The organism is Metapseudomonas resinovorans DSM 21078 (assembly GCF_000423545.1).
GTDB lineage: Bacteria > Pseudomonadota > Gammaproteobacteria > Pseudomonadales > Pseudomonadaceae > Metapseudomonas > Metapseudomonas resinovorans.
Map to the genome: position 1 here is coordinate 113,053 of NZ_AUIE01000002.1, position 24,774 is coordinate 137,826.

The window sequence follows — 24,774 nt, forward strand, 5'->3', positions numbered from 1 at the left end:
CGAAGAGTTTACACCCCTCGCCCCGGATTCAGGCCTGGGCCACGTCGCGCTCGCGCAGCCAGCTGCGACCATAGAGCGCCGCGATGGCCAACAGCGCCAGCCCCTGCGCCGACAAGGTGTAGGCGTCCGGATGGATGCCCAGCCAGTCGAACTCGAAGAAGGCTACCGGACGAGTGCCCAGCACCCCGGCTTCCTGCAGCGCCGCCACACCATGGCCGGCGAACACCACCGACAGGGCACAAAGCAAGATGGCGTTGGCCATGAAGAAGGTTCCCAGCGGCAGCTTCGCCGAGCCGCGCAGGATGACCCAGGCCAGCCCCACCAGCAGCACCAGCGCAGTCAGCGCACCGGCGATCACCATGCTGTGTCCGGCCGGGCCGGCCTGCAGCCAGAGGGTTTCGTAGAACAGGATCACTTCGAACAGCTCGCGGTACACCGAGAAGAACGCCAGGGTCGCGAAGCCGAAGCGGCCGCTGCTGCTCAGCAGGTGTTCCTTGATATAGCTCTGCCAGGCAGCCGCATGGCGGCGGTCGTGCATCCACACACCGAGCCAGAGCACCATCACGCAGGCGAACAGCGCGGTGAAGCCTTCCATCAGCTCGCGCTGGGCACCACCGACATCGATCAGGAAGGCCGCCACTGCCCAGGTCGCAAAGCCGGCAACGACGGCCAGCCCCCAACCAACGTGGACACCGCGTACCGCATGCTCCTGGCCGGTCTTGCGCAGGAAGGCGAGGATCGCCGCCAGCACCAGGATCGCCTCCAGGCCCTCACGCAACAGGATCAGCAGGCTGGAGATAAAACTCAGCGAGCCGCTCAACCCATCGCTACCCAGCAGGTTCGCGGACTTGTCCAGCTCAGCCTTGGCCTGCTCCAGCAACTGCGCCGCCTGCCCCACGGACTGGCGATCCTGCAGGGCCTGCCGGTAAGCCATCAGCGCACGCTCGGTGGTTTTGCGCTGCACCGCATCGAGGTTGTCGAGGGAGCTCTCCACCAACTCGAAGCCTTCGAGGTAGGCAGCGACCGAAAGGTCGTAGGCCTGGTCGGCATCGCCATCACGGTAGGCCTTGAGACTCTGCTCCAGGGTCGCGCGGGTATGGCCGATCAGCTCCTTGGGCCCGCGCTGCTGGATCGGCGGCTGGGCCCGCTGGGCGCGGAACAGCGCCTGGGCCGCAGCGCCCTGGCTGACGCCGACTTCCTCCGGCGTGCGGCCTGCCAACTCCCCAAGGGAAATGGCCTGACCGTTCACCGAAGGATCGGCGCTGAAGCCGGCGATGTAGCTGGCCAGATCCCAGCGCTGACGATCATCCAGTTGGTCGATGAAGGCCGGCATATCGGTGCCTTCAACGCCCAGGCCGAGCGTGTTGTAGAGGTCGTAGAGGCTCATCCGGTCCATCCGCGCCTGATCGCGCAGATTGGCCGGTGGCGGCTCCAGCCCCAGGCCCGCCGGGCCATCACCGGCACCGCTGTCGCCGTGGCAGACGCTGCAATGCTGGGCATAAAGTGGTGCACCACGAGCGGGGTCAGGGGTGATGAGCGGAGCCTGGCTGACCTCGTAGGTCGCCGCCAGCCGGGTGGCCAACTGGCGCGCCTGACGGGCCACGGCGGCGCCATCCTGCTTGCTTTCGATGGCCTGGTGCAGGCTGGCGACGCCCTGTTCCAGGTCCTTCTGGCCCTCACGAGCCGGCAGGGCAACGATCAGGCCCTGCAGCACACCGAGGAATTCGATCTGTTCGCGGTATTCACCGGAGTCGATGACCTCGCCATCGACCACGGTAGCGGGGTAGTCGGCACCAATGTAACTGAGCAGGTGCAGTGCCTGGGCTGCGCCGTCGGCCGGGTCGGCCATCAGGCTGAAACTGCAGAGCGCCATCAGCGGCATCAGGAGCCAGCTGAGCAATCTCGGAATCGGGAACATGAGTCAATCTCAAATGAGAATGGGGAGCGGAATTGTTACCTTCCTAACGATTCAGCTCAACCCCGGATAACTTGACCCGCTGCGGTAGTTTGTCGCAGGTTTCGGCTGCAGGCCCCGCCATTCCTGGCCTGCAACAGAGTTAAAAATCCTTGGGACAGATCGACGGAAAGAGACTTCCGACAGGAAGACGCCCGGCGAGCGCCCGCTCGCCGGGAGATGCGCAGCTCAGACTGGCGCCCGGCGCACGGTCGCCAGCAATGCTGCGGCGCCGACGAACAGTGCGGCGAAGCTGCGGTTCATCACCCGCTGCTGACCCGGCGTGCGCAGCAGACGCAGGACGCGGGCGGCGAGGCCGGTGTAGCCGGCCATGACGATCAGGTCGACAGTGATCATTGTCACGCCCATTACCAGGTACTGCTCCACCAACGGCGCGTGGGGGTCGATGAACTGTGGCAGCACGGCGAGCATGAAGACAATCGCCTTGGGGTTGCTGAAGTTCACCAGGAAACCGCGCAGCACCAAGGTGAGCGGGCGTCCGATGGGGCGTTCGGCGGAATCGTTGCTGAGGTCGCTGGGCAGCGCTTTCCACTGCTTCACCGCGAGGTAGACCAGGTAGATCACGCCGAACCACTTGATCAGGCTGAAGGCCAGGGCGGAGGTGGCGAGGATGGCGCCGACGCCGGCGGCAACGATGGCAATCTGCAGGGCCAGGCCGATCTGCAGGCCAAGCGCGTTCCAGTAGCCACGCAGGAAGCCGTATTGCAGGCCGGAGGACATGGAGGCGATGGCACCGGCACCCGGTGACAGACTGATCACCCAGCAGGCGACCAGGAAAGCGAGCCAGGTCTGAAGCGCCATGGCAGATACCTCGGAAACGAAAAAAGGCAGGCCGCAGAGCCTACCCCTTCGTCCAACCGCTGCCCAGTACCGTCAGCGCCAGCGGCGCACCGCCTTCTGGAAGAACAGGCTGTTGGGCACCTGCACCAGCGCGCCGTGGCTGTCTTCGCTGAGATCTTCGAGGGTGGTGTAGAAGAGATTGATGGCGATCACCCTGCCCTTCACGCCCGGCTTGTCAGCGCTTTCTATCACCTCCACCTTGTCCCCCAGGCGAAACGGCCCCAGGGAGAAGATCAGCACCGCGCAGAACATGTTGGAGAGCACGCTCCAGATGGCGAAGAAAGCCACGGCGGCCACGGCTGCAAAACCGGTCAAGGCGGTCCACAGCACTTCGGCCGACACGCCGAAGCGCTCCAGCACCAGCATGAAAGCACTGCCGAGGATCATCCAGCGCAGGAGCCCACGCAGGGGAAGCATCAGCTCGGAAGGCAGCTGGGGATAACTTTGCCCGAGACGGGTGATGCCGCGGGTGACGATGCGCTGCACCAGCCAGGCCAGCAGCACGATCAGCAATACCTGCGCTGCGCGGATCAGGGGCTCGCTCCAGGCGGTCAGGAGTTGCAGGTCATCCATCAGTCCGCGGCCTCCAGTTGCCGCTGCAGATCCTCCAGGGTTTCCAGGGCCAGGAGCCAGGCTTCTTCCAGTTCGGCCTCGCGGGCCTTCAAGCGCGCCTGCTCGGCCAGCAGGTCACGCAGTTCGTCCTTGCGTGCCGCCTCGTAAAGGGCGGAATCGCCCAGGCGTTCCTCGATGCCCGCCAACTGCTCGTGCACCTTGCCCAGGTCCTTCTCCAGCTTGTCGGCTTCCTTCTTGTGCGGCGCCAGTTGCTGGCGCAGGGCGGCCGCGGCCTGGCGCTGGGCGCGCTTGTCGGTCTTGTCCGGGTTCACCGGTGTACTGGTCACGGGAGCCTGGCGCGCGCGGTAATCCACCAGCCAGCGGGCATAGTCGTCGAGGTCGCCATCGAAGCTCTGCACGCGGCCATCGGCCACCAGCAGGAACTCGTCGGTGGTGCTCTTGAGCAGGTGACGATCGTGAGACACGACCAGGACGGCACCCGCGAAATCCTGCAATGCCATGGTCAGGGCGAGGCGCATTTCCAGGTCGAGGTGGTTGGTCGGTTCGTCGAGCAGCAGCAGGTTCGGCTTCTGCCAGGCGATCAGCGCCAGGGCCAGACGCGCCTTCTCGCCGCCCGAGAAATTGACGACCGCTTCGTCGCAGCGATCACCGCGGAAGTCGAAGCCGCCGAGAAAGTCGCGCAGGGTCTGTTCGCGTTCGCCCGGTGCGATACGCTGCAGGTGCAGCAGCGGGCTGGCCTTGGCGTCGAGCGCATCCAACTGGTGCTGGGCGAAGTAGCCGATGGCCAGGTTCTCACCGCGTGCCAGGCGCCCGCCGAGGGGCTCGATGTCGCCGGAAAGCGTCTTGATCAGGGTCGACTTGCCGGCACCGTTGGGGCCCAACAGGCCGATGCGAGCGCCCGGCGCCAGCTGCAATTTGACCTGCTGGAGCACGGCCTTGTCGCCATAGCCCAAGCGGCCTTCGGACAGATCCAGCAGCGGGCTGGAGATCTTGTCGGCCTCGCGGAAGCTGAAGTCGAAGGGTGAATCCACATGGGCGGGCGCCAGCTCTTCGAGGCGTTCCAGCGCCTTGATCCGGCTCTGTGCCTGACGAGCCTTGGTCGCCTGCGCCTTGAAGCGGGCGATGTACTTCTCCATGTGCGCACGCTGGGCCTGCTGCTTTTCGTAGGCCTGTTGCTGCTGCGCCAGTCGCTCGGCGCGGGTGCGCTCGAAGGCCGAGTAGCCACCGCGATAGAGGGTCAGCTTCTGCTGCTCCAGATGCGCGACGTTGTCGACGACCGCGTCGAGGAAGTCCCGGTCATGGGAGATCAGCAGCAAGGTGCCCGGGTAACCCTTGAGCCACTCTTCGAGCCAGAGGATGGCGTCGAGATCAAGGTGGTTGGTGGGCTCGTCGAGCAGCAACAGTTCGGACGGGCACATCAGCGCTTGGGCAAGGTTGAGGCGCATCCGCCAGCCGCCGGAGAAGTCGCCGACGCGGCGGTCCATTTGCTCCGAGGTGAAACCAAGGCCGGCCAACAGCTTGCGCGCGCGGGCGTCCGCCGTATAGCCGTCGGCGCTGTCCAGCTCGATGTGCAGGCGGGCAATGGCAGTGCCGTCGTGGCCAGCCTCAGCGGCAGCAAGGTCACGCTGTACCTTGCGCAGGTGCTGGTCGCCGTCGAGCACGTAGTCCACGGCCAGGCGCTCCAGGTTGTCCACTTCCTGGCGCATGTGGGCGATACGCCAATCAGCGGGCAGCAGGCAATCACCAGCATCCGGCCCCAGCTCACCGCGCAGCAAGGCGAACAGGCTGGATTTGCCGGCACCGTTGGCACCGATGAGACCGACCTTCTGGCCGGCATGCAGGGTCATTTCAGCGCCTTCTAGCAGGCGCTGCGGACCTCGCTGTAGAGTGAGATTTTGCAGTCGGATCATGATGGCGGCGGAGTTTATCAGCTTCGTCGCCCCATCGCCCGAGGAGCGCCATGACTTCAGACCTGTGGACTTTCGCCCTTCGCCTCTACACCGAGCCCGGTGTCGAGCAGGCCTGCCTGCGTCTTCAGGAGGCTGGCGCCGACGTCTGCCTGTTGCTCACAGCCTGCTGGCTGGGACGGCGCGGCGCAACGTTCGACGCCTCACGCCTGGACGCCCTGAACAAGGTGTGCGAGCCCTGGCAGGAACAAGTGGTGAAACCCTTACGTGAACTCCGCCAGAATTGGCGGACGCAAGCGCAGGACGATCAGGCGTTGGCCGGGTTACGAGAGCAGATCAAGGCGCTTGAGATGGACGCCGAGCGCAAACTGCTGGCGCGGCTGGAAGGCGCCACCGATGGCTGGGCAGAAGGAGGGTTGGAGCAGGTTCAGCCTTGGCTTCTGGGCATTTGCCCAGGGCTGGAAGGAGCAGACCGCGACGCGCTCGATCTACTGCGCGTCGCGGCCCTGGCGCTTTAGTTCGACGGCGAGGTCGGGGAAGCACCGTTGCTGCTGGTCGGCGCCACGCTGGCAACCGGCGCGGCAGCCGGCACAGTCGGAGCGACCGGAGCAGCGGCAGCCGGTTTGACAGCCGGCGCTACGGCGGGGTTGGCTGCTGCGGGCTTGGCCGGAGCGGCTTTCTTCACGGCCGGTTTAGCCGCTGGCTTCTTCGCCGCGGGTTTGGCAGCGGCTGCAGGCTTGGCAGCAGTCGCAGCTGGTTTGGCGACAGGCTTGGCGGCTGCGGGTTTCGCCGCAACGGCGGGCTTCGCGGCCGGCTTGGCTGCAGTTTTAGCAGCTGGTTTCGCGGCCGGTTTAGCTACAGCTTTAGGCGCAGGTTTGGCTGCGGCAGGCTTGGCAGCAGCGGCCTTCGCAACTGGCTTGGCTGCAGCCTTGGCAGCAGGTTTAGCTGCGGCAGGTTTGGCAGCGGCGGCCTTTGCAACCGGCTTGGCTGCAACCTTGGCAACGGGTTTGGCCGCTGGCTTGGCAGCAGGTTTCGCAGCGGCAGCCTTGGTAGCCGGCTTCGCAACAGGCTTGGCAGCAGCTCTTGCAACCGGCTTCGCAGCAGCCTTAGCAACTGGTTTCGCCGCGGGCTTGGCAGCAACTGCCTTGGCAGCGGGTTTGGCCGCTGGCCTGGCAGCCGGCTTCGCGACCGCCTTGGCGGAGGCAGGCTTGGCTTCGCGGGAGGTCAGGGCCTTGGTGGCAGCCTCCCGTACTTTGCCGACGCCCTGGGCGAGCTTCAGGCTTTCCTGGGAGTCGCGCTTGAGCTGGGCGATATAGGTCCGGGTTTCGGCCTGGCGATTCTTCAGGGTCTCCAGCAAGGCTTCGAGTTCGCCAATGCTGTCCTTGGCCTTGGCTTGCGCCTTGGCTTTGCCGGCCTTGGCCGCGTCTTGCAGCTTGGTGTGCGCGGTATGCAGTTTTTCCTGGGCCTTGCCGCGCTGTTTCTCCAACTTGGTCAGCAACTTTTCAGCGTCGACCGAGGCTTGGGCGCAGGCTTTTTCGAGGTGTTCGAGCAGGCTGTTGGAAAGCTGATGCAGCAGGTGCAGCGGGGTGCTTACGGGCTTCTTCTTGGCCGACATGGTATGCCTCCTGGCGGGCGTTATTTGGCCCATACTAGTCGCCTGTTTCGCGAGTCGCCAGAGGCCAAGCCATTCCGCCCGCACAGGCCTTGCGACTAGGTGTCGGTACAGGGTTCCGCTGGAGCGATCCGAACCTGGCAATGCAAGGCCGGGGAACCCTGTTCGCGCCGACAGCTGTGCAACGCCCGGAAGGCTCTGGAATAAGGCCTGCGGGGCGTACCCCGACCCTATTCCAGCGCCAGCAGGGTGCAGTCAGGCCGGTTGCGAGGCCTGCCCCTGGTGGGCGTTGTGCAACACTTCGATCAGGCAGTCTTCCAGCTCGAAGCGTTCGTGAAGCAGCTGCCCGAGATTCGTTAACTCGGTCGTCAAGCTGAGGTCACGGCAGTCGCCGTTGTCGCAGCGGTCGTTGAAGGCCAGCGCAACTTCGGTGATGGCTTCGATGCGAGGATAGATTTGCTTGGCGAGGTCGAGGCCGCGTTGGTCGCCAAACGCTTTCGCCTCATTGAGCAGTTGCTCGTAGACCTCGAAGTGCCCTGCGGAAACATAGTCCAGCAGGACCTCACAAAACCTTTGCAGCCCTTCTGCATTGGCGCTGGGGGCCTGGGGCTTGTCGCTCAGCGAGCTGTAGACGCGAACCAACTCTTGGCGTTCCTGTAACCAGCGGTCGATCAGCTGGTGCACGCCACCCCAACGTTCCTGAGCGTTCTGGCAACTTTCGAGCATGGTGACGACCTCACTTCCCTAATTCGGTAATGCCGTTATACGTCCGCTCCGAGACGGTTTTTTGTCGACCGGTGCAAGATCCTGGGAAGACACCGCCAAAACGGCAATATTCCGGCGGCGCGTGCGGGCCAGATTATGCCCGCGGGGCAGTACCAGCAAGGCGCTGGCGGGAAAAAATTCATACGAGCGTTTAATTGGCAGGCCGCGGCTTGTCTGGCCGGAGCCTTGAGCGCTGCGCGAGGGATTGGCGCAGGGAAAGAACGCAGGAGAACAGGCGGGAACTAGCAAGCGAAGGGCGCATGACAGGTCATGCGCCCAATTCGGTCAGGCGCGGCGCAGCAGTTGGTAGAGCGAGAACAGCACGCAGCCGGCAAAGGCCAGCAGGCTCCACTCGGGGATGCTCATGCCGAACAGGGTCCAGGTCACTTCCGCGCAATCGGCAGTACCGTGGAGCATGGTTTTGAGGATATCGAGGAAGGGCCACGCCTCGATCATGTAGTCGAAGCTCGGCAGGCAGGCAGGCAATTGGTCCGCCGGCACGCTCTGCAGCCAGATCTGGCGCCCGGCAGCAGCAGCGCCGCCTGCGGAGAACAGCAACGCCAGTACGGCGTAGACGCGCTGCCCGGTGCGCTCTGGACCATGCAGTGCAGCGATCAGGCAGATGACGCCAAAGGCGATGATGAACACTCGCTGGACGATACACAGCGGACAAGGCTCGAGACCGAGGACGTGTTCGAGATAAAGCGCACCGCCCATGACGGCGACACAGCCAAGGAAGGCGAGCAGGAAAAGCGAACGCGGGCTTGCCAGGGACATGGCGGCTCCGTTGGGTTATCGGAAAGGGCGATACGGTAGTGGAAAGCACCTTGGGCTTTCAAGGCGACCGTCTAGGCTGGTGGAGGTCGTCTATCCGGAGAACTCTGCCATGTGTCGGCTTCTGATGCTTACCTTTCTGCTGCTGCCTGGGCTGGCGATTGCTGCCCTGCCTCTGGATCGCATCAGGCTGCCCGAAGGCTTTCGCATCACGCTGTTGAGCGATCAGGTTGCCAATGCCCGGGAGATGGTCTGGGGCGAACGCGGGACTTTATTCGTCGGCAGCAATGCGGCGGGCAAGGTCTACGCACTGGAGCCCTCCAGCGGCAAGGTTCGCACCGTCGCCAGCGGCCTACAGCTGCCGGTCGGCGTAGCCTACAAGGAGGGCGACCTTTACGTCTCGGCGGTCAGCCGAATCCTGCGTCTGCGCGACATAGAGTCGCGACTGGACGCACCACCCAAGCCGGAGGTGGTCTACGCGGACCTGCCGCGAGAAACCCACCACGGCTGGAAGTTCATCGCCTTCGGCCCTGACGGCAAGCTTTACGTGCCGGTGGGCGCACCGTGCAATGTCTGCAACGAGAATCCGGACCTCTACGCCGCCATCCACCGCATGAACGCCGATGGCAGTGACATGGAGCTGGTGGCGCGCGGCGTGCGCAACACAGTGGGCTTCGACTGGCATCCGCAGACCGGTGAGCTCTGGTTCAGCGACAACGGCCGCGACCTGATGGGTGACGATGTGCCGGACTGCGAGCTGAACCGCCTGGAAAAGGCTGGCCAGCATTTCGGTTTTCCCTTCTGCCATGCCGGCGAGGTGCCTGACCCGGAATTCTCCCAGCGCCCCTGCAGCGAATTCGTCTCCCCCGTGGCCAAGCTCGGTCCTCATGTGGCGCCACTCGGCCTGCGCTTTTACACCGGCAGCCAGTTCCCGGCGGAGTACCGCAACAATCTGTTCATCGCCGAACACGGCTCCTGGAACCGCAGCGAGAAAATTGGCTACCGGATCAAGCGGGTTGAGCTTAACCCCGACGGCAGCCTGAAACGCCAGAGCGTGTTCGCCGAGGGTTGGCTGGAGGATGGGGAAGTCTGGGGCCGCCCGGCGGACGTGCTGGTTACCCCGGACGGCGCCCTGCTGGTTAGCGACGACCACGCCGGGGCGATCTATCGCATCGACTATGTGGGGAATTGAACCGAGCGAGGCGTGATGAAAAAGGCCCGGGGGTTTCCCGGGCCTTTTCGCATCAGGCGGTCTTTTCGGCCGGCAAGGGCAAGGCCGGCAGGCGCTGGTCGAGCAGGCCGAGCCCTTCCTGGAAGAGCTGGTTGCTGCGCTCCACCTCGCCCATCTGCGCCAGCAGGCGAGCCAGCTCCGCGCAGGTTTCCGGATCACGACGGAAACTCAGGCTGCTCTCGAAGTACTCCCTGGCCTTGGCCCAAAGGCGGTTGCGCAAGCACAGCCGGCCCAGGGAGAGGAGCAAGGTCCCGTCACTCGGGTGCTCCTTCAACCAGCCTTCAGCCGTCTGCAACTGACGGGCCGGATCGCGACCTCTCAGCAGGCCGTAAAGTCGCACCAGGGCATCATCGTAGCCGCGCTTGATGGCGCTGCGCACGGATTCCTCGGCCTCTTCCTCCGCTCCCAGCCGACGCAGTTGCTCGGCGAAGGCAAGCACCAGGCGGGGTTCATTGCGTTGGGAGGACGTCAGCTGCTGCCAGGCCCGGGTGAGGGGCTGCAGGGCGGTTTCGCCTTCGTTCTGCCCCTCCTCGCCAGCCTGGTGCAGGCGCGCGCTCCAGGCACGCAGCTCGAGCTCTGCCAGTTGGCTTTCCGGCAGCGCCTTCTCTTTGCGCAAGGTCGGCAGCAGGCCAACAAGGGAGGACCAGTCGCCGCGCACCTCATGCAGATGCAGCAGTTGGCGCAGCACCTGGTGATGACGCGGATGACGCTCGTAAACGGCCTTGAGGGTTTCCAGTGCGGCAACGGAGTCACCACGGTCCAGCTGCAACTCGGCATGGGCCAGGGCGATGGCCAGCTCGGCCTGGGGCTGGCGCTCCAGGGCACGTTCCAGCAGTTGCTCGGCTTCTTCGGTCTGCCCGATCTTCTGCGCGGCGCGAGCGGCGCCCAGGTAATAGATCAGCGGCTGCGAATCGCCTTCGGCGGCACGCTTGAGATGACGTAGTGCGCGCGCCCAACGGCCTTCGGCGAGATCCAGCAGGCCCTGCTCGGAAGCCAGACGCGCCCGGCGCCGGGCATTGCGGCGCGACCAGGGATTGACCACACCACCAGACACTGCCACCAGCCGCAGCAGGTATCGCAGGCCAGCGAACAGCAACCAGAGCACCGCCAGCAGCGCCAGGGTGGCCCAGAGAGTGGATTCGTAGCGGAAGCCCTTGTAGGCCACCAGCACGTAGCCTTTGTGCTGGGCCACCGCCATGCCAATGAGCGTAGCGGCAGCACCAATCACCAGGAGGATCAGCAGGACCTTGAACAGGCGCTTCATTGGCCGGCCTCCTTGGCCGGCTCGGCAGCACCCGGCTCCTCGGTTTCGGCGGAAGTAGCGCCAGGAACACGCTGCAGATAGGACTGCAACGCACTCAGCGCCGGCGCGAGATCAGGCGCCTGCACTTCCACAGGCTTGCCTGCGAGTTCGTCGAGTCGGGCCAGCAGGGCGCGACTGTCCGGGTTCTCTTCGTTGAAGTGGCCGCTGAGCACTTCACGGGCTTGGCGCAACGACTGCTGGTAGACCTGGGTCTGGCCGTGCAGCGCGCCCCATTGCGCCTGTTCCAGAGCCAGCGACAGGGCAAGCCGGACCTGCGACAGACTCTGACCTGCGAGCAGCGGCTTGATGTCCTGGCTGGCATTCAGCTGGATGCGGAAGTAGTGAGAGAGCTTTTCCAGCCACTCGGACCAGCGGCTGCGGCCATCGCCCTCGGCGGCCATGTCCAGCAGCACACCACCCTTGTCCTCGAAAGCAGGTACCAGCGGATTGAGCTGGGCTGCCTGTTCACGCAGGGCACCCAGTTGCAGGAACAGGCCGGTGCGGTCCGGCTGCGCGGTACTGCGCAGGGCGACCAGGCTTTTCGCCAGCTGCTCGCGGGCAGCATAGGCTCCGGGGTCATCCTGCTCGCGAAGGATGTCGTCGGCCGCCTGCACCAGTGCGGTGGCGCTGTAGATGTCCTGCAATGCAGACAGGCGCAGGCTGGCCAGGCGCAGCAGGTGCTCGGCCTCGGCCAGGCGCCAGTCCTTGCGGCTGGCGCCAAGGATGGTTTCCAGGCGCTGGCGCAGTTGCTGCTGGTCGCCCTGCAGGTCCACCAGCAGGCGGCGACGCTCATCCAGCTCGGCGGCGCTGGGCAGCTCTTCCAGGCGCTGGGTGAGTTGCTGATCGCGCTCGGCCAGGGCGCGGGTCTGGCCACGCGCGTCTTCGACCATGCTGAGCTGCTGTTGGTCGCGGGCTTCCAGATTTCGAACCTGCCAGATGCCCCAGCCGCCTGTGGCGATGCCGGCGGCGCCAACCAGCAGGGCGAACAGGGCCAGGCCATTGCCTCGAGGGGCAGGCGCAGCACTGCTGGGGGTGACGGGTTCGGCGGCTGCGGTGTGTTGCTCTTGTTTCGGGGCTTCTGCTTCGCTCACGTATCCATCCTTCGCATCAGTGGGCCGGCGCCGGATACTGCCTGAGCGCGGCCAACAAGGCCGCGGCACTGGCGCCACGGCAGTCCACAACATTCTTCGCGCCCGCCTCGGCAGCCTGTTCAGCCACCCGCGGGCTGGGTACGAACAAGGTCAGGCGGGCCAGCTCTGGCCAGGCGTCCCCGGCCAGACGCTGGAGGTTCTCCAGCCCCTGGCCACTGCTGACCACCAGGCCGTTCAGGCGTTCCGACTCGACACGAGACGCCAGGGTGCCGGCCGGGTAATCCGGCAGGCAGCGCCGGTAGAGTTCCAGATAGTCGACCGCGACGCCTTGGCCGCGCAAGCGCTCGGCAAGGAATTCTCGGCCACCTTCGCCGCGCATGATCAGCACCCTGGGGTCGTGCACGGACAGCGCTTCGGCCAGTTGCGGCAGCGTCAGCAAGGCCTCGCTGTCGTCACCTGCCTCCGGCCAGGCCGTAGGCAGGCCGTAGTCCTGGAGCAAGGCGCCGGTGGCTGCGCCGACGCTGAACCAGTGTTGGTCCGTCGGCGGTTGCGGCCAATAGCGGTCGAGCCGCTCGAGGCCGAGACGTGCCGCAGGCTTGCTGACCACCACCACGGCGCAATAACGGTCGAGTTCGAGGATGACGCTGCGCTGTTCGGGCGTTTCCGCGAGAGGTTCGATGGCCAGCAGCGGCAGGCTGCTGCTGAAGACCTGCTGCTCCGCCAGAGTCGCGGCCAGGGCTTCGCACTCCTCAAGGGGGCGCGTCAGCAGCAACCGCCAGCCCGTCACGGGTGACCGGCCTCGCCGTAGACGGCCTTGAGGATAGCCTCGGCGCCCAGTTCCAGCAGTTCATCGGCGACCTTCACACCCAGGGCCTCGGCATCGGCGACACCAGCGCGGGCTTCGGCGCGCAGCAGCTGGCCGCCATCGGGCTGGCCGACCAGTCCGCGTAGCCAGAGCTGGTCGCCTTCAAGTACGGCGTAGCAGGCAATAGGCACCTGGCAGCCGCCGTTCAGGCGTTTGTTCAGGGCGCGCTCGGCGGTGACACGCAGGGCGGTGTCCTGGTGGTGCAGCGGCGCCAGCAGCGCATGGATCTCGCTGTCGGCGGTCCGGCACTCGATGCCAACGGCACCTTGGCCGCCGGCTGGCAGGCTGTCTTCGACACTGATCGAGGAACGGATGCGATCCTCGAAGCCGAGACGGATCAGGCCGGCAGCAGCGAGGATGATGGCGTCGTACTCGCCGGCATCCAGCTTGGCCAGGCGGGTGTTCACGTTGCCGCGCAGGAACTGGATCTTCAGGTCCGGCCGGCGGGCCAGCAGTTGAGCCTGGCGACGCAAGCTGGAGGTGCCGACCACACTGCCGGTAGGCAGGACGTCGAGGCTGTCGAAGCGGTTGGAGACGAAGGCGTCGCGCGGATCTTCACGCTCGCAGATGCAATAGAGGCCGAGACCTTCGGGGAAATCCATGGGGACGTCCTTCATGGAGTGCACGGCGATGTCGGCCTCGTTCTCCAGCAGGGCGGTTTCCAGTTCCTTCACGAACAGGCCCTTGCCACCGATTTTCGCCAACGGCGCGTCGAGCAGCTTGTCACCCTTGCTGACCATGGGCACCAGACTGACCTTGAGGCCAGGGTGCGCCTCCTCGAGACGGGCTTTGACGTATTCGGCCTGCCACAGGGCCAAGGCACTCTTGCGGGTGGCAATGCGGATCTCGCGAGACATTTTCACTTCCGGAAACGGTGATACCCGGAATCATAACAGGCCCGCGAACAGCCTGGGCGCGGGCGGTTGTCGCGCAGCGACACGGGTTGTCGAAGAAACGCAGCGGGCGAACGCCGGACGGCCGTCAATCTGTTCGACGGCAACCGGTCAGAGGTTGTTCATCAGTTTCCGCACACCGGCGACATGGCGGCGGCTGACGGTCAGGGCCTCCCCGTTCATCCCCTTGAGATAGAGCTGGAAATGCCCCAGAGGGGTGCGCTGCAAGCGCTCGATGCGCTCGCGCGCCACCAGGGCGTTGCGGTGGATGCGCACGAAGCGATCACCGAATTCGTCCTCCAGCGCCTTCAATGGCTCGTCGAGCAGCACTTCACCGTGTTCGTGACGGAGGGTCACGTACTTGTGGTCGGCGATGAAGAAGATCACCTGATCCAGCGGGATCAATTCGATTCCTTTCCGGGTACGGGCGCTAATGTGACTTCGGGGACCGCTCCCGCTGACCGCAGCAGGACGGGTCAGCGCAGCGAGTTGCACACGGTTTGGTCGCTCGGCCTTTTTCAACGCCTCGGCCAGCGACTCGGAGCGCACGGGTTTGACCAGGTAGCCCACGGCGCTGACCTGGAAAGCCTCCAGGGCGAACTCGTCATGTGCCGTGCAGAAGATCACCGCTGGCGGTGCCTCCTTCTCACAGAGCCTGGCGGCCACTTGCAACCCGTCCAGGCCGGGCATGCGAATGTCGAGCAGAACGACATCCGGCTTGAGGCTGTCGATCAAAGTAAGTGCCTCCTCGCCATTGCTGGCGGCAGGCTCCAGTACACGGTACCCCTCGAGGTCGCCGACCAGACGGCTGAGGCGCTCGCGGGCAAGGGGTTCATCGTCGACGATCAGGACATTCATATCGCACGGGCTTCCTGCGTGAGTCTCGCACAAGGATAGCGTAGACAGGTGAAGTGGCGGCCGTCACGGCGCTCCACGCTGAGACTTGCCCGCGGCCCGAAAAGTGCCGTCAGGCGGGCGTCGATATTGCGCAGAGCCTGCTGGGTACCACGCGATGGCAACTGCCCCTGGACCTCTTCGTAAGGGTTGCTCACGCAGAGGCGGAACATACCGTCGCGATAATCCGCTTCGATCCGTACCAGCCCCCCTTCGATGCGCGGCTGGATGCCATGAATCAGGGCGTTCTCCAGCAAGGGCTGCAGCGTCAACTGAGGGATTGGTAGATCGTCCGGTACTTCATTCACCTGCCAATCCAACTGTAGCCGTTCTCCGAGACGATATTGCTCGATCGAGAGATATCGTTTCGCCAACTCCAGCTCCTCGCCCCAATCAACCAGGGTGCCGGGCTTGGCCAGACTGGCACGGAATATGTCGGAGAGGTCGAGCACAGCCTGCTCGGCCTTGTCCGGGTCGATCACCACCAGGCTGGCGATGCTGTTCAGGCTGTTGAACAGGAAGTGCGGCCGGATGCGGGCCTGCAGGGACTCGATACGCGCCTTGAGTTCCGCCTGTTGCTGCTTGCGCCACTGGCTCTGAAGGTAGAAATAGCGCAGCAGCAACGCCGACATGATCAGGCTGATCAGCCCGTGACGCAGGTAGAGGTTGACCTCGCCATCGCGCGGCAGCGGCCCGCCGAGATCGAAGTAGTCGGCCACCGCGGTGCCGGCCAGGGTCAGGCCCACCACCAAGGCGCAACAGAGGCCACCGGCCAGCGCCGCGCGCAAACGCGCCAGCAGCGGCCGCAGCTGGCACAGCAGCGCCGCGGAGAGCAGGACGATCCATTGCACGAAGAGCGAGGTCAGGGCCAGGCGCACCCAGTTGAAGCTGGGCAGCATGGGCTCGGCCAGCACCAGCACCAGCACCAGCAGTTCCGCCAGCAGTACCAGCCCGAGCAATGCTTCGGGCAGGCACAGCTCCGGCAGAAAGAAATCGTCGTTGGCGGTTCTGGAACGCGCTTTCTTTTTCAGGCGCTTCGGCATCCCGGACATATCCCCAATGGCCCGGCAGGCGACAAATCGGGGTCGCCGGGCAAAAGCCTGTACTGAACCATCAAATCCACGGCACGTCCGTGAAAGGCTCCGGCAAACTGCCCAGTCCCCGACCGGACAGGCCGCGCCGGTTTTTTCGGCAACACTGTTATTATCGACGGTATTTTCCGGCCCATCGGCTTTCTTTCACCATCCTCACCGAGTGAACCCATGAGCACCGACAAGACCAACCAGTCCTGGGGTGGCCGCTTCAGCGAGCCCGTCGACGCCTTCGTCGCCCGTTTCACCGCGTCCGTAGACTTCGACAAGCGCCTGTACCGCCACGACATCATGGGTTCCATCGCCCATGCCACCATGCTGGCACAGGTCGGCGTACTCAGCGAGACAGAGCGCGACACCATCATCGACGGCCTGAAGCAGATCCAGGGCGAAATCGAAGCCGGCAGCTTCGACTGGCGCGTGGACCTGGAAGACGTGCACATGAACATCGAAGCGCGCCTGACCGACCGCATCGGCATCACCGGCAAGAAGTTGCACACCGGCCGTTCGCGCAACGACCAGGTCGCCACCGACATCCGCCTGTGGCTGCGCGACGAGATCGACATCATCCTCGGCGAAATCACCCGCCTGCAGCAGGGCCTGCTCGGTCTGGCCGAAGCGGAAGCCGACACCATCATGCCGGGCTTCACCCATCTGCAGACCGCCCAGCCGGTGACCTTCGGCCACCACCTGCTGGCCTGGTTCGAGATGCTCAGCCGCGACCATGAGCGCCTGGTGGACTGCCGCAAGCGGGTCAACCGCATGCCGCTCGGTTCCGCCGCCCTGGCCGGTACCACCTACCCGATCCAGCGCGAAATCACCTGCCAGTTGCTCGGCTTCGACGCCGTTGGCGGCAACTCCCTGGACGGCGTGTCCGACCGCGACTTCGCCATCGAATTCTGCGCCGCGGCGTCCCTGGCGATGATGCACCTGTCGCGCTTCTCCGAAGAGCTGGTGCTCTGGACCAGCGCCCAGTTCCAGTTCATCGACCTGCCCGACCGCTTCTGCACCGGCTCCTCGATCATGCCGCAGAAGAAGAACCCCGACGTGCCGGAGCTGGTACGTGGTAAATCCGGCCGGGTATTCGGCGCCCTCACCGGCCTGCTGACCCTGATGAAAGGCCAGCCGCTGGCCTACAACAAGGACAACCAGGAAGACAAGGAACCGCTGTTCGATGCCGCCGACACGCTGCGCGACAGCCTGCGCGCCTTCGCCGACATGGTTCCGGCGATCAAGCCCAAGCGCGAGATCATGCGTGAAGCGGCCCGCCGCGGCTTCTCCACCGCCACAGACCTCGCCGACTACCTGGTGCGCAAGGGCCTGCCCTTCCGCGACTGCCACGAAATCGTCGGCCACGCGGTGAAGTACGGCGTGGACAGCGGCAAGGACCTGGCCGAGATGAGCCTCGAAGAGCTGCGCAGGTTCAGCGATCAGATCGGCGACGACGTCTTCGCCGTGCTGACCCTGGAAGGCTCGGTCAACGCCCGTGACCACATCGGCGGCACTGCACCGAATCAGGTACGCGCCGCCGTTGTGCGCGGCAAAGCCCTGCTCGCCGCCCGCTGACCCTCTTGCCGGGTGGCGCCCCATGCGCCGCCCGGTTGTCTCGATGACAGGAAATCGCAATGACCGACGACATTGATGACGGCGAAGAAGCCTTCGCCGAAGCCACGCTGACCCAGGCCATCGAGAACCAGATCGAGGCCGGCGAACCGCCCGCCGCCCGCGCCACCTTCAACAAGCTCAGCCTGGTGGGCTACGAGCGCGAGGAGATTCTCCAGTTGATGGCGCTGGTCCTGGCCCACGAGATCGATGCCATGCTCGCGGCCGACCGCGCCTTCGACACCGAATGGTACGAAAAGGCCTTGCGGGCACTGCCGGACCTGCCTGAAGATCAGGCCTGACCTCTCTACACTCCATAGACTCCAGATTCCGGCCGGCCATTGCCGGCCTCCGCGGTACAACAAGAACTAGGAGCGATCATGGTCTTCACCCCCGAACTCATTGCCGAATTCGAACTGCTGGCCCTGTTCAACCTGGATAACACCCAGGAAGGCCTGAAAGTCCACAACAATGCCAACCCCAAGGCCCAGGCCGCAGTGATGCGATTGCACCAGAAGGGCCTGATCACCCAGCCCGACGGCGGCTACCTGACCAGCCTCGGCCTGGATGCTGCCGAACACGTCCAGTCCCTGCGCACCATTCTCCAGCCCCAGCCCGCCTGAAGCCGCTGCCGCTCAAGTCGGCAACATAACGGGCGATACAATGCGGACGCCTGCCGGCAGTGAAGGCTGACGGCAGGCTGCCAGCATCGGGACATGAGCAGAGCATGACGCGCACCCAGGAAATCCGCCCGGACATCGACGACGGCATCGACCGCAAGGTCCTCGCGCAACTGCGCGCCCGCTTCCTCAAGGTCAACAATGGCCGCCTGGATCGCGCCATGCAGGCGCTGTCCACGCGCCAGCAACTGGTCCTGAAGCTGTTGCCACTGCTGTTCCACGTCAACCACCCGCTGCTGCCCGGCTACGTCTCCGGCACCACGCCGGCCGGGGTCGCCGCCTACGAGCCCGATGACGACCTGCTGGCCGAAGTCCAGCGGCTCACCCGCTCCTTCGCCTACAAGCCGCGCCGCGCCCCGCAGCCAACGCCGATCCACGGCCTGTTCCTGATGGGCAGCCTGGGGACCATCGCCCAGGCCGAACAGAGCGACATGGACATCTGGGTCTGCCACGCGCCGGACATGGATGCCGCCGCCACCGCCGAACTGCAACGCAAGTGCAGCGCCCTGGAGGAATGGGCGGCCAGCCAGGGTGCCGAAGCCCACTTCTTTCTCATCGACCCGGCCCGCTTCACCCAGGGCGATCGCGAGGCACGACTGACCTCCGACGACTGCGGCACCACCCAGCACTACTTGCTGCTCGACGAGTTCTATCGCACCGCCATCTGGCTCGCCGGGCGCACCCCGCTCTGGTGGCTGGTGCCGGTGTACGAAGAGGCTCGCTACACCGAGTACACCGAGACCCTGCTGTCCAAGCGTTTCATCCGCGCCGAAGAAGTTCTCGACCTTGGGCACCTGGCGCACATTCCGCCCGGCGAGTTCATCGGCGCCAGCATGTGGCAGCTGTTCAAGGGCATCGAATCGCCCTACAAGTCAGTGCTCAAGTTGCTGCTCACCGAGGTTTACGCCAGCGAGCATCCGCAGGTGGCCTGCCTGTCCCTGCGTTTCAAGGAAGCGGTCTATGCCAACCGCCTGGACCTGGACGAGCTGGACCCCTACATGGTGGTCTACCGCCGCCTGGAGGAGTACCTGCGCGGGCGCAACGAAACCGAGCGCCTCGAGCTGATCCGCCGCTGCCTTTACCTGAAGGTGAACAAAAAACTCAGCCGGCCACCACGCAACCGCAACAAGAGCTGGCAGCGCCTGCTGCTGGAGCGCCTGACCGCCGAATGGCACTGGCAGCAACGCCAGTTGGCGATGCTCGACAGCCGCAGCCAGTGGAAAGTACGCCAGGTGCTGACCGAGCGCCGCGCCCTGGTCAATGAGCTGACCTACAGCTACCGCTTCCTCTCCCAGTTCGCCCGCAGCGAACAGGCCAGTGGCACGCTCAGCAGTCGCGACCTGGGCGTACTCGGTCGGCGACTCTACGCTGCCTTCGAGCGCAAGGCGGGCAAGGTGGAATTCATCAACCCCGGGATCGCCCCGGACATCGCCGAAGACACCCTCACCCTGGTGCAGTGCACCAGCCCGGATGCCGAGGGCGAAACCCAGTGGGCGCTATTTTCCGGCAGCCTGAATGCCCTGGAATGGCAGGACTTCGCGCCGCTGAAACGCAGCCGCGAACTGATGCCGCTCCTCGCCTGGTGTCATCGCAACGGTGTGATCGACACCAGTACCCGCGTTTCCCTGCACCCGGGGAGCAGCGATCTGACCGAGTACGAACTGTCCAACCTGCTGACCAGTCTGCAGCAGGCGTTCCCCCAGCCTCTGGGACAGGTGGACGACAGCGCCTTGTTACGGGCCGGCGCGCCGACCGAGGTGCTGTTGCTGGTGAATATCGGCGTCGACCCCCTGAAACAGCACAGCCAGAAAAACCTCCACCTGACCACCGAGCGCACTGATGCCCTGGGCTATTCCGGGGCGCGCGAAAACCTGGTGTTGACCATCGATCAAGTGACCTTGAACAGCTGGAACGAGATGCTGGTCAACCGTTTCGAGGGTCCAGACGCCCTGCTCGCTTGCCTGCGGGACTACCTCAACAGTCTACCCAGCAGCAGCGCACGCCCCGGCCTGCGGGTACGCTGTTTCTGCCGCAACCGGGCCCAGGCCATCGGCCAGCGGGTACAAGAACTGTTCGACGACGCCCAGGCGTTGCTCGGCGCAGCCGGAGTGCCGCGCTTCCTGCTGCAAATCCAGCAGCGCTTCCACGTACTACAACTGGAGCCAGGCCAGGTGAGTCACGCCAGCCTGGTCGACCTGCCGGGGCTGGTGGAGCACCTGGGGCGCGACCTTCCGGGCTTCAGCCCTCTGCAACTGGATCGCCACGCCCTGGAAGATCAGGATCTCGCGGTGATCCTGCCCATCGGCCGACCGGAATGCATCCAGGTGTTCTACCGCCGGGAGGGCGACAGTGCCGAGATCAGCCTGCTGGACGAGCACAACGCTCTCTGGCGCCAACGCCTGCCCTTCCGTGACGAGCAGAGCCTGCTGACGCCACTGCACCGCTTCCTGCAGTCGCTGCTCTACCGACGCAATGCCTTGTTGCCACTGGACAGTCCGCACGCTGCGCTGGTGCCGGAAATCCTTTATTACGAAGTGGTTCGCCAAGGCCGCCACCTGGAACGACGCCCGGTGCCCTCAGCGGCGGTCAGCCACCCCTTCTACGACGTGCAGGCCATCGTCGAGCCGGCTGAACAGGGCCTGGTGCATGTGACCCTGTACTGCAACCACCGCGAATTCTCAGAACTGGAGTACGGCACCGGCCTTTTCGCCGCCGTAGCCCGACACATCCTCGCCCAGCGCCGTACGCCTGAGCGCTACCCGTGCTACATCACCGACCTCGACCTGTCGCGGGTGCCTGGCAAGGGTCAGGCGCAGACCGTCCACTACCTGCGCTACAAGGTGGAGTTGGAAGAACGGTTGAACCGGGCGCTGCGCGACGGTTGAATCGCGGCCCCTTCTCTCTAAGGGCGAATTCATTCGCCAAGGGCGGCAAAGCCGCCCCAATCGAATCAAAAGAAGCGAACCGTCGGTCCGCCTGGCGATTGAAATCGCCCCTACGGCTGGAAGGATCAGCGGCTGTACTCGCCGGCCGCTTCGGGCTGGTACTCGACTTCCAGCAAGGTCAGCTTGAGGGTCTTGCCGCCGGGCACCGGCCAATCGATGTGCTGACCGACGGACAAGCCGAGCAGCGCACTGCCCACCGGGGCGAGGATGGAGACCTTGCCTTCGCCACCCACGTCTTCCGGGTAGACCAGCGTCAGGTGATAGTCCTTGCCACTGCTTTCCTCGCGGCAATGCACGCGGGAGTTCATGGTGACGACGCCCGGCGGAACTTCCTCATGGCCAACCACCTGAGCGCGAGCCAACTCGCGCTCCAGCGCCTCGGCGGCGGGGCCGAACTCCTCCAGGCTGTCGAGCAGGCGCTCCAGGCGTTGCAGGTCGAGACGGGTAATGGTGATGGGCGGGTGGGTGTTCATGGCGAACGCGCGACTCCTTATGCAGGTAGCGAAAAAAGCGAAACCCCGCCCGAAGGCGGGGTTTCAGATTCTGTCTAACCGGACGACTTGCCCGGAAGCCCGACAGTACGTCAGGGCACCCGCGATTGGCAAGACCGGCCGGTCAGCCGCGCATCGGTCGCCGTCTCAGTTCGGCGGCGGCACAGATTTCGCGGCGACGCGGGTCGCCGGCCTGGTTCCACTCGCAGATTTCCGCAAGGGTTCGGCCGCAGCCTACACAGACGTCCGTATCGTCCAGACAGCAGCGTCGGATGCACGGCGACGGATGGCGAGCCAGGGGCGCGCGGTCAGAGTTCGTCGAACTCAAGGTCTTCACCCGCCTGTTCGCGGGTTACGCGGCTGAGCAGCTCGCCCAGCGGTTCGTCGCTGCTGTCGCAGATCCAGCGACCGCTGGCCTGGTCGTAGTCAAAATGGAAGCCCCCCGAACGTGCTGCCACCCAGAGTTGGCGCAGAGGCTCCTGGCGGCTGAGGATCACCTGGCTGCCGTTCTCGAAGCGCACGGTGAGCACACCCGCGCTGTTTTCCAGGTCCAGGTCCAGGTCGCTGTCATCGAATGCGTCTTCCACGCGCTCCTGGGCTTCATCGACCAGGTCGTGGAATTGGGCTTCGCTCAAACTCATCAGGGATTACCTCAGGGCATAGGGGATAAAGGGCGACGGTACTCGCCGAGACTCTGCCCGGTCCAGCGGCGGAAGGCGCGCCCCAGGGAGCCGGGTTCACTGAAACCGACCAGAAAGGCAATGTCGGCCAGCTCCAGCGTCGGATCGCGCAGATAGTGCAGCACCAGCTGCTGGCGCGTCTCGTCCACCAGTTGGCTAAAGGATAACCCGGCCTCGCGCAGGCGGCGCTGCAGGGTACGCGGACTCAGCGTCAGCGCGTCAGCCAGGCGTTCCAGATCCGGCCCGGCGGCAGACAGCTGGGCGGCCAGCATCTCGCGGGCGCGGTCCAGCACGCTATGGCCCTGGCGCAGTTCACCGAGAAGGCGCTCGGCATAGCCATCGAATAGTCGGCGCACCTCGGCGTCGGCCTGGCCAAGCGGCGTAGCCAGCAGGCGCTTGGGAAAAACCAGGGCATTGTCCGTCTGACCGAAGCGTATCGGGCAGCGGAAGATCCGCTGGTGCTCCGAGATGTCCACCGGCGCCTGATGCTGGAAGCGCACCTCGGTGGGTGGGATATCCAGTCCGGTGATCCAGCGCCCGAAGGTCACCCAGCCGGCAAGGGTCTCTTCGGCCAGCAGCGCGCGCTGCTGCGGCAGGATGGACTCCCAACTGTGCGCCACCTGGGGCTCCAGGCCCTCACGGGGTGGCTCGTCGGCCAGCTCGACCCGCCCCAGGTTGCCCACCAGGGCGGCGTAGCGCGCCTGGCGGTGCAGGGCGTCGGCCAGCGTTGCGCAACTCATCAGCAGGAAGCCCAGTACACCGTAGTGGCCGGGGCGCACGGCCTCGCCCAGATGCAGCCCAAGGTGCGGATCGCCGGACAGCCGTGCCGCATGTCCAAGCAGCTCGAGGTAGGCGCTGGCGGCAATGCGCTGGTCACGTTGGGCGAGGATCGCGGGCGTCAGCTGGACATGGCCAAGCAGGTCGGCAGGGGCCACGCCGAGCGGCTCGAGCCGCGCCATCAGACCCTGCAAATAGGCAACCGAGACAGAGCCGGCAAGGGATGCGGCGTTATCCATGGGATCTCCTTTTTCCAGCCGCCAATGCTAGCCCTGCACAGGCCCGCAGGCCACGCCGGACGGGTTTTCCGGCGAATAGGCAAGGCGTCGGGGGGTCGGTATACTCCGGAACAATTCACGTTTTCTGCAAGGATTCCGTCATGAAGCGACTCCACGCCCCCTTCGTCGCCCTGCTCGCTGCTGCCTGCCTGCTGGCTGGCTGCGGCCAGAAAGGCCCGCTCTACATGCCTGACGACGAAAAAGCAGCGAAAGAACACCAGAAAGACGTGTACATCCGCTGATCGGGGGAGCAGTCATGGACGCTTTCACGTACCGCGACGGCGAGCTGTTCGCGGAAGGCGTAGCGCTGTCCGACATCGCCGCTCGCTTCGGCACGCCCACCTATGTCTACTCCCGCGCCGCCATCGAAGCCGGCTATATGGCCTATGCCGATGCGCTGGCCGGGACGCCGGGCATGGTGTGCTATGCAGTCAAGGCCAACTCCAACCTCGGCGTGTTGAACCTGCTGGCGCGCCTCGGCGCGGGCTTCGACATCGTTTCCAGCGGTGAGTTGGAGCGTGTGCTGGCCGCCGGCGGCGCACCTGGACGCATTGTCTTCTCCGGCGTAGGCAAGAGCCGTGACGACATGCGCCGCGCCCTGGAGGCCGGCGTGTACTGCTTCAACGTCGAGTCGCGCAACGAGCTGGAACGCCTGCAGAACGTGGCCGCCACCATGGAGGTGAAGGCTCCGGTATCGCTGCGGGTCAACCCCGACGTGGACGCCGGCACCCACCCGTACATCGCCACGGGCCTGAAGGAAAACAAGTTCGGCATTTCCATCGAAGAAGCCGAAGCCGTCTATACCCAGGCCGCCAGCCTGCCGAACCTCGATGTGATCGGCGTCGACTGCCATATCGGCTCCCAGCTCACCAGCCTGGAACCCTTCCTCGACGCCCTCGACCGCCTGCTGACACTGATTGACCGCCTGAGCGCGCGTGGCATCAACATTCGTCACTTGGACCTCGGCGGCGGCCTCGGCGTGCGCTACCGCGATGAGCAGCCGCCGCAGCCCGGCGACTACATCCAGGCCGTGCGCCAGCGCCTGCAGGGCCGCAACCTGGAACTGCTGTTCGAACCCGGTCGCTCCATCGTCGCCAACGCCGGCGTGCTGCTGACCCAGGTCGAATACCTCAAGCACACTGAACACAAGGATTTCGCCGTGATCGACGCGGCCATGAACGACCTGATCCGCCCGGCGCTCTACGAGGCCTGGATGGACGTGGTACCGGTGCAGCCCCATGCCGGCATCGAGCGCACCTACGACCTGGTCGGCCCGATCTGCGAAACGGGCGATTTTCTCGCCCGCGAGCGCAATCTGGTGCTGGCCGAGGGCGATCTGCTGGCGATACGCTCCGCCGGCGCCTACGGTTTCGTGATGAGTTCCAACTACAACACCCGCGGCCGTGCCGCCGAGGTGCTGGTGGACAGTGAGCAAGCCTTCGAGGTGCGCCGCCGCGAGACAATCGAAGACCTCTACGCCGGCGAAAGCCTGCTGCCGCAGTGAGGG

The 24,774-nt window shown here is 65.1% G+C and carries 25 protein-coding genes; 8 read left to right on the forward strand and 17 right to left on the reverse strand.

What is annotated here, in order from left to right; all coding sequences use genetic code 11:
• Nucleotides 1-28 precede the first annotated feature (28 nt).
• The 4 genes from G559_RS0103055 to G559_RS0103070 form a co-directional block, all read right to left on the reverse strand.
• A complete protein-coding gene (locus tag G559_RS0103055) occupies nt 29-1,918 on the reverse strand; it encodes a cytochrome c/FTR1 family iron permease (protein ID WP_028626838.1) in 1,890 nt (629 codons plus the stop codon).
• A gap of 225 nt (nt 1,919-2,143) precedes the next feature.
• A complete protein-coding gene (gene rhtB / locus G559_RS0103060) occupies nt 2,144-2,776 on the reverse strand; it encodes a homoserine/homoserine lactone efflux protein (RefSeq protein ID WP_028626839.1) in 633 nt (210 codons plus the stop codon).
• A gap of 72 nt (nt 2,777-2,848) precedes the next feature.
• Nucleotides 2,849-3,388, reverse strand: a complete 540-nt coding sequence (locus G559_RS0103065; RefSeq protein WP_028626840.1) for a mechanosensitive ion channel family protein — start codon at nt 3,386-3,388, stop codon at nt 2,849-2,851.
• On the reverse strand, nt 3,388-5,298 hold the full coding sequence (locus G559_RS0103070) for an ATP-binding cassette domain-containing protein (RefSeq protein ID WP_028626841.1): 1,911 nt from the start codon (nt 5,296-5,298) through the stop codon (nt 3,388-3,390). The genes G559_RS0103065 and G559_RS0103070 overlap by 1 nt, the downstream gene beginning before the upstream one ends.
• Before the next feature lie 50 nt (nt 5,299-5,348).
• Here G559_RS0103070 and G559_RS0103075 point away from each other — a divergent pair, with 50 nt between their 5' ends.
• Nucleotides 5,349-5,813 carry a TIGR02444 family protein gene (locus tag G559_RS0103075; protein WP_028626842.1) on the forward strand — a complete coding sequence of 155 codons (465 nt, stop codon included), beginning with the start codon at nt 5,349-5,351 and terminating at the stop codon, nt 5,811-5,813.
• Here G559_RS0103075 and G559_RS0103080 read toward each other — a convergent pair.
• The 3 genes from G559_RS0103080 to G559_RS0103090 form a co-directional block, all read right to left on the reverse strand.
• Nucleotides 5,810-6,910, reverse strand: a complete 1,101-nt coding sequence (locus G559_RS0103080) for an AlgP family protein (protein WP_028626843.1) — start codon at nt 6,908-6,910, stop codon at nt 5,810-5,812. The genes G559_RS0103075 and G559_RS0103080 overlap by 4 nt on opposite strands.
• 252 nt (nt 6,911-7,162) lie before the next feature.
• The gene (locus tag G559_RS0103085; RefSeq protein ID WP_028626844.1) at nt 7,163-7,633 is read right to left on the reverse strand and encodes an Rsd/AlgQ family anti-sigma factor; all 471 of its coding nucleotides are present in this window, start codon (nt 7,631-7,633) and stop codon (nt 7,163-7,165) included.
• A gap of 324 nt (nt 7,634-7,957) precedes the next feature.
• Nucleotides 7,958-8,449 (reverse strand): disulfide bond formation protein B, encoded by a 492-nt coding sequence (locus tag G559_RS0103090; protein ID WP_028626845.1) that lies wholly within the window; start codon nt 8,447-8,449, stop codon nt 7,958-7,960.
• 124 nt (nt 8,450-8,573) lie between these two features.
• On the opposite strand from G559_RS0103090, the gene G559_RS0103095 reads away from it, so the two are divergent.
• Nucleotides 8,574-9,638, forward strand: coding sequence for a PQQ-dependent sugar dehydrogenase (locus tag G559_RS0103095; protein WP_245586465.1), 1,065 nt, complete (start codon nt 8,574-8,576; stop codon nt 9,636-9,638).
• Nucleotides 9,639-9,690: 52 nt separating this feature from the next.
• Here the strand turns inward: G559_RS0103095 and G559_RS0103100 are convergent, their stop codons facing one another.
• The 6 genes from G559_RS0103100 to G559_RS0103125 all read right to left on the reverse strand — a co-directional run bounded on the left by G559_RS0103100 (nt 9,691) and on the right by G559_RS0103125 (nt 15,766).
• The gene (locus G559_RS0103100; protein ID WP_028626847.1) at nt 9,691-10,941 is read right to left on the reverse strand and encodes a heme biosynthesis HemY N-terminal domain-containing protein; all 1,251 of its coding nucleotides are present in this window, start codon (nt 10,939-10,941) and stop codon (nt 9,691-9,693) included.
• Nucleotides 10,938-12,071, reverse strand: coding sequence for a uroporphyrinogen-III C-methyltransferase (locus tag G559_RS0103105; protein ID WP_028626848.1), 1,134 nt, complete (start codon nt 12,069-12,071; stop codon nt 10,938-10,940). The genes G559_RS0103100 and G559_RS0103105 overlap by 4 nt, the downstream gene beginning before the upstream one ends.
• A gap of 16 nt (nt 12,072-12,087) precedes the next feature.
• Nucleotides 12,088-12,858, reverse strand: a complete 771-nt coding sequence (locus G559_RS0103110) for a uroporphyrinogen-III synthase (RefSeq protein ID WP_028626849.1) — start codon at nt 12,856-12,858, stop codon at nt 12,088-12,090.
• Nucleotides 12,855-13,793: a hydroxymethylbilane synthase gene (gene hemC, locus G559_RS0103115; RefSeq protein WP_028626850.1), complete on the reverse strand. Its 939-nt coding sequence runs from the start codon at nt 13,791-13,793 to the stop codon at nt 12,855-12,857. The genes G559_RS0103110 and hemC overlap by 4 nt, the downstream gene beginning before the upstream one ends.
• A 147-nt stretch (nt 13,794-13,940) precedes the next feature.
• Nucleotides 13,941-14,687 carry a LytR/AlgR family response regulator transcription factor gene (locus G559_RS0103120; RefSeq protein WP_016495333.1) on the reverse strand — a complete coding sequence of 249 codons (747 nt, stop codon included), beginning with the start codon at nt 14,685-14,687 and terminating at the stop codon, nt 13,941-13,943.
• Nucleotides 14,684-15,766: a sensor histidine kinase gene (locus G559_RS0103125; protein WP_028626851.1), complete on the reverse strand. Its 1,083-nt coding sequence runs from the start codon at nt 15,764-15,766 to the stop codon at nt 14,684-14,686. The genes G559_RS0103120 and G559_RS0103125 overlap by 4 nt, the downstream gene beginning before the upstream one ends.
• Nucleotides 15,767-15,985: 219 nt before the next feature.
• Here G559_RS0103125 and argH point away from each other — a divergent pair, with 219 nt between their 5' ends.
• The 4 genes from argH to G559_RS0103145 all read left to right on the forward strand — a co-directional run bounded on the left by argH (nt 15,986) and on the right by G559_RS0103145 (nt 20,981).
• On the forward strand, nt 15,986-17,380 hold the full coding sequence (argH, locus tag G559_RS0103130) for an argininosuccinate lyase (RefSeq protein ID WP_028626852.1): 1,395 nt from the start codon (nt 15,986-15,988) through the stop codon (nt 17,378-17,380).
• 59 nt (nt 17,381-17,439) lie between these two features.
• Nucleotides 17,440-17,718 carry a hypothetical protein gene (locus G559_RS0103135; protein WP_036996820.1) on the forward strand — a complete coding sequence of 93 codons (279 nt, stop codon included), beginning with the start codon at nt 17,440-17,442 and terminating at the stop codon, nt 17,716-17,718.
• A gap of 78 nt (nt 17,719-17,796) precedes the next feature.
• Nucleotides 17,797-18,039 carry a TIGR02647 family protein gene (locus G559_RS0103140; protein ID WP_028626854.1) on the forward strand — a complete coding sequence of 81 codons (243 nt, stop codon included), beginning with the start codon at nt 17,797-17,799 and terminating at the stop codon, nt 18,037-18,039.
• A 104-nt stretch (nt 18,040-18,143) separates the two neighbouring features.
• Complete coding sequence (locus tag G559_RS0103145) at nt 18,144-20,981, forward strand: class I adenylate cyclase (RefSeq protein ID WP_028626855.1); 2,838 nt, start codon at nt 18,144-18,146, stop codon at nt 20,979-20,981.
• 125 nt (nt 20,982-21,106) lie between these two features.
• Here G559_RS0103145 and rnk read toward each other — a convergent pair whose 3' ends face one another.
• The 4 genes from rnk to G559_RS0103160 form a co-directional block, all read right to left on the reverse strand.
• A complete protein-coding gene (gene rnk / locus G559_RS0103150; protein WP_028626856.1) occupies nt 21,107-21,514 on the reverse strand; it encodes a nucleoside diphosphate kinase regulator in 408 nt (135 codons plus the stop codon).
• Between the two features lie 142 nt (nt 21,515-21,656).
• Nucleotides 21,657-21,860 carry a DUF1289 domain-containing protein gene (locus G559_RS29705; protein WP_081667900.1) on the reverse strand — a complete coding sequence of 68 codons (204 nt, stop codon included), beginning with the start codon at nt 21,858-21,860 and terminating at the stop codon, nt 21,657-21,659.
• Complete coding sequence (gene cyaY / locus G559_RS0103155; RefSeq protein ID WP_028626857.1) at nt 21,841-22,173, reverse strand: iron donor protein CyaY; 333 nt, start codon at nt 22,171-22,173, stop codon at nt 21,841-21,843. The genes G559_RS29705 and cyaY overlap by 20 nt, the downstream gene beginning before the upstream one ends.
• 11 nt (nt 22,174-22,184) lie before the next feature.
• Nucleotides 22,185-23,228, reverse strand: a complete 1,044-nt coding sequence (locus G559_RS0103160) for an AraC family transcriptional regulator (protein ID WP_028626858.1) — start codon at nt 23,226-23,228, stop codon at nt 22,185-22,187.
• Nucleotides 23,229-23,368: 140 nt separating this feature from the next.
• Between G559_RS0103160 and lptM the strand changes: the two genes are divergently transcribed.
• Together lptM and lysA are read left to right on the forward strand one after the other, a co-directional pair.
• Nucleotides 23,369-23,509 (forward strand): LPS translocon maturation chaperone LptM, encoded by a 141-nt coding sequence (gene lptM / locus G559_RS0103165; RefSeq protein WP_028626859.1) that lies wholly within the window; start codon nt 23,369-23,371, stop codon nt 23,507-23,509.
• Nucleotides 23,510-23,523: 14 nt separating this feature from the next.
• The gene (gene lysA, locus G559_RS0103170) at nt 23,524-24,771 is read left to right on the forward strand and encodes a diaminopimelate decarboxylase (protein WP_028626860.1); all 1,248 of its coding nucleotides are present in this window, start codon (nt 23,524-23,526) and stop codon (nt 24,769-24,771) included.
• Nucleotides 24,772-24,774 lie beyond the last annotated feature (3 nt).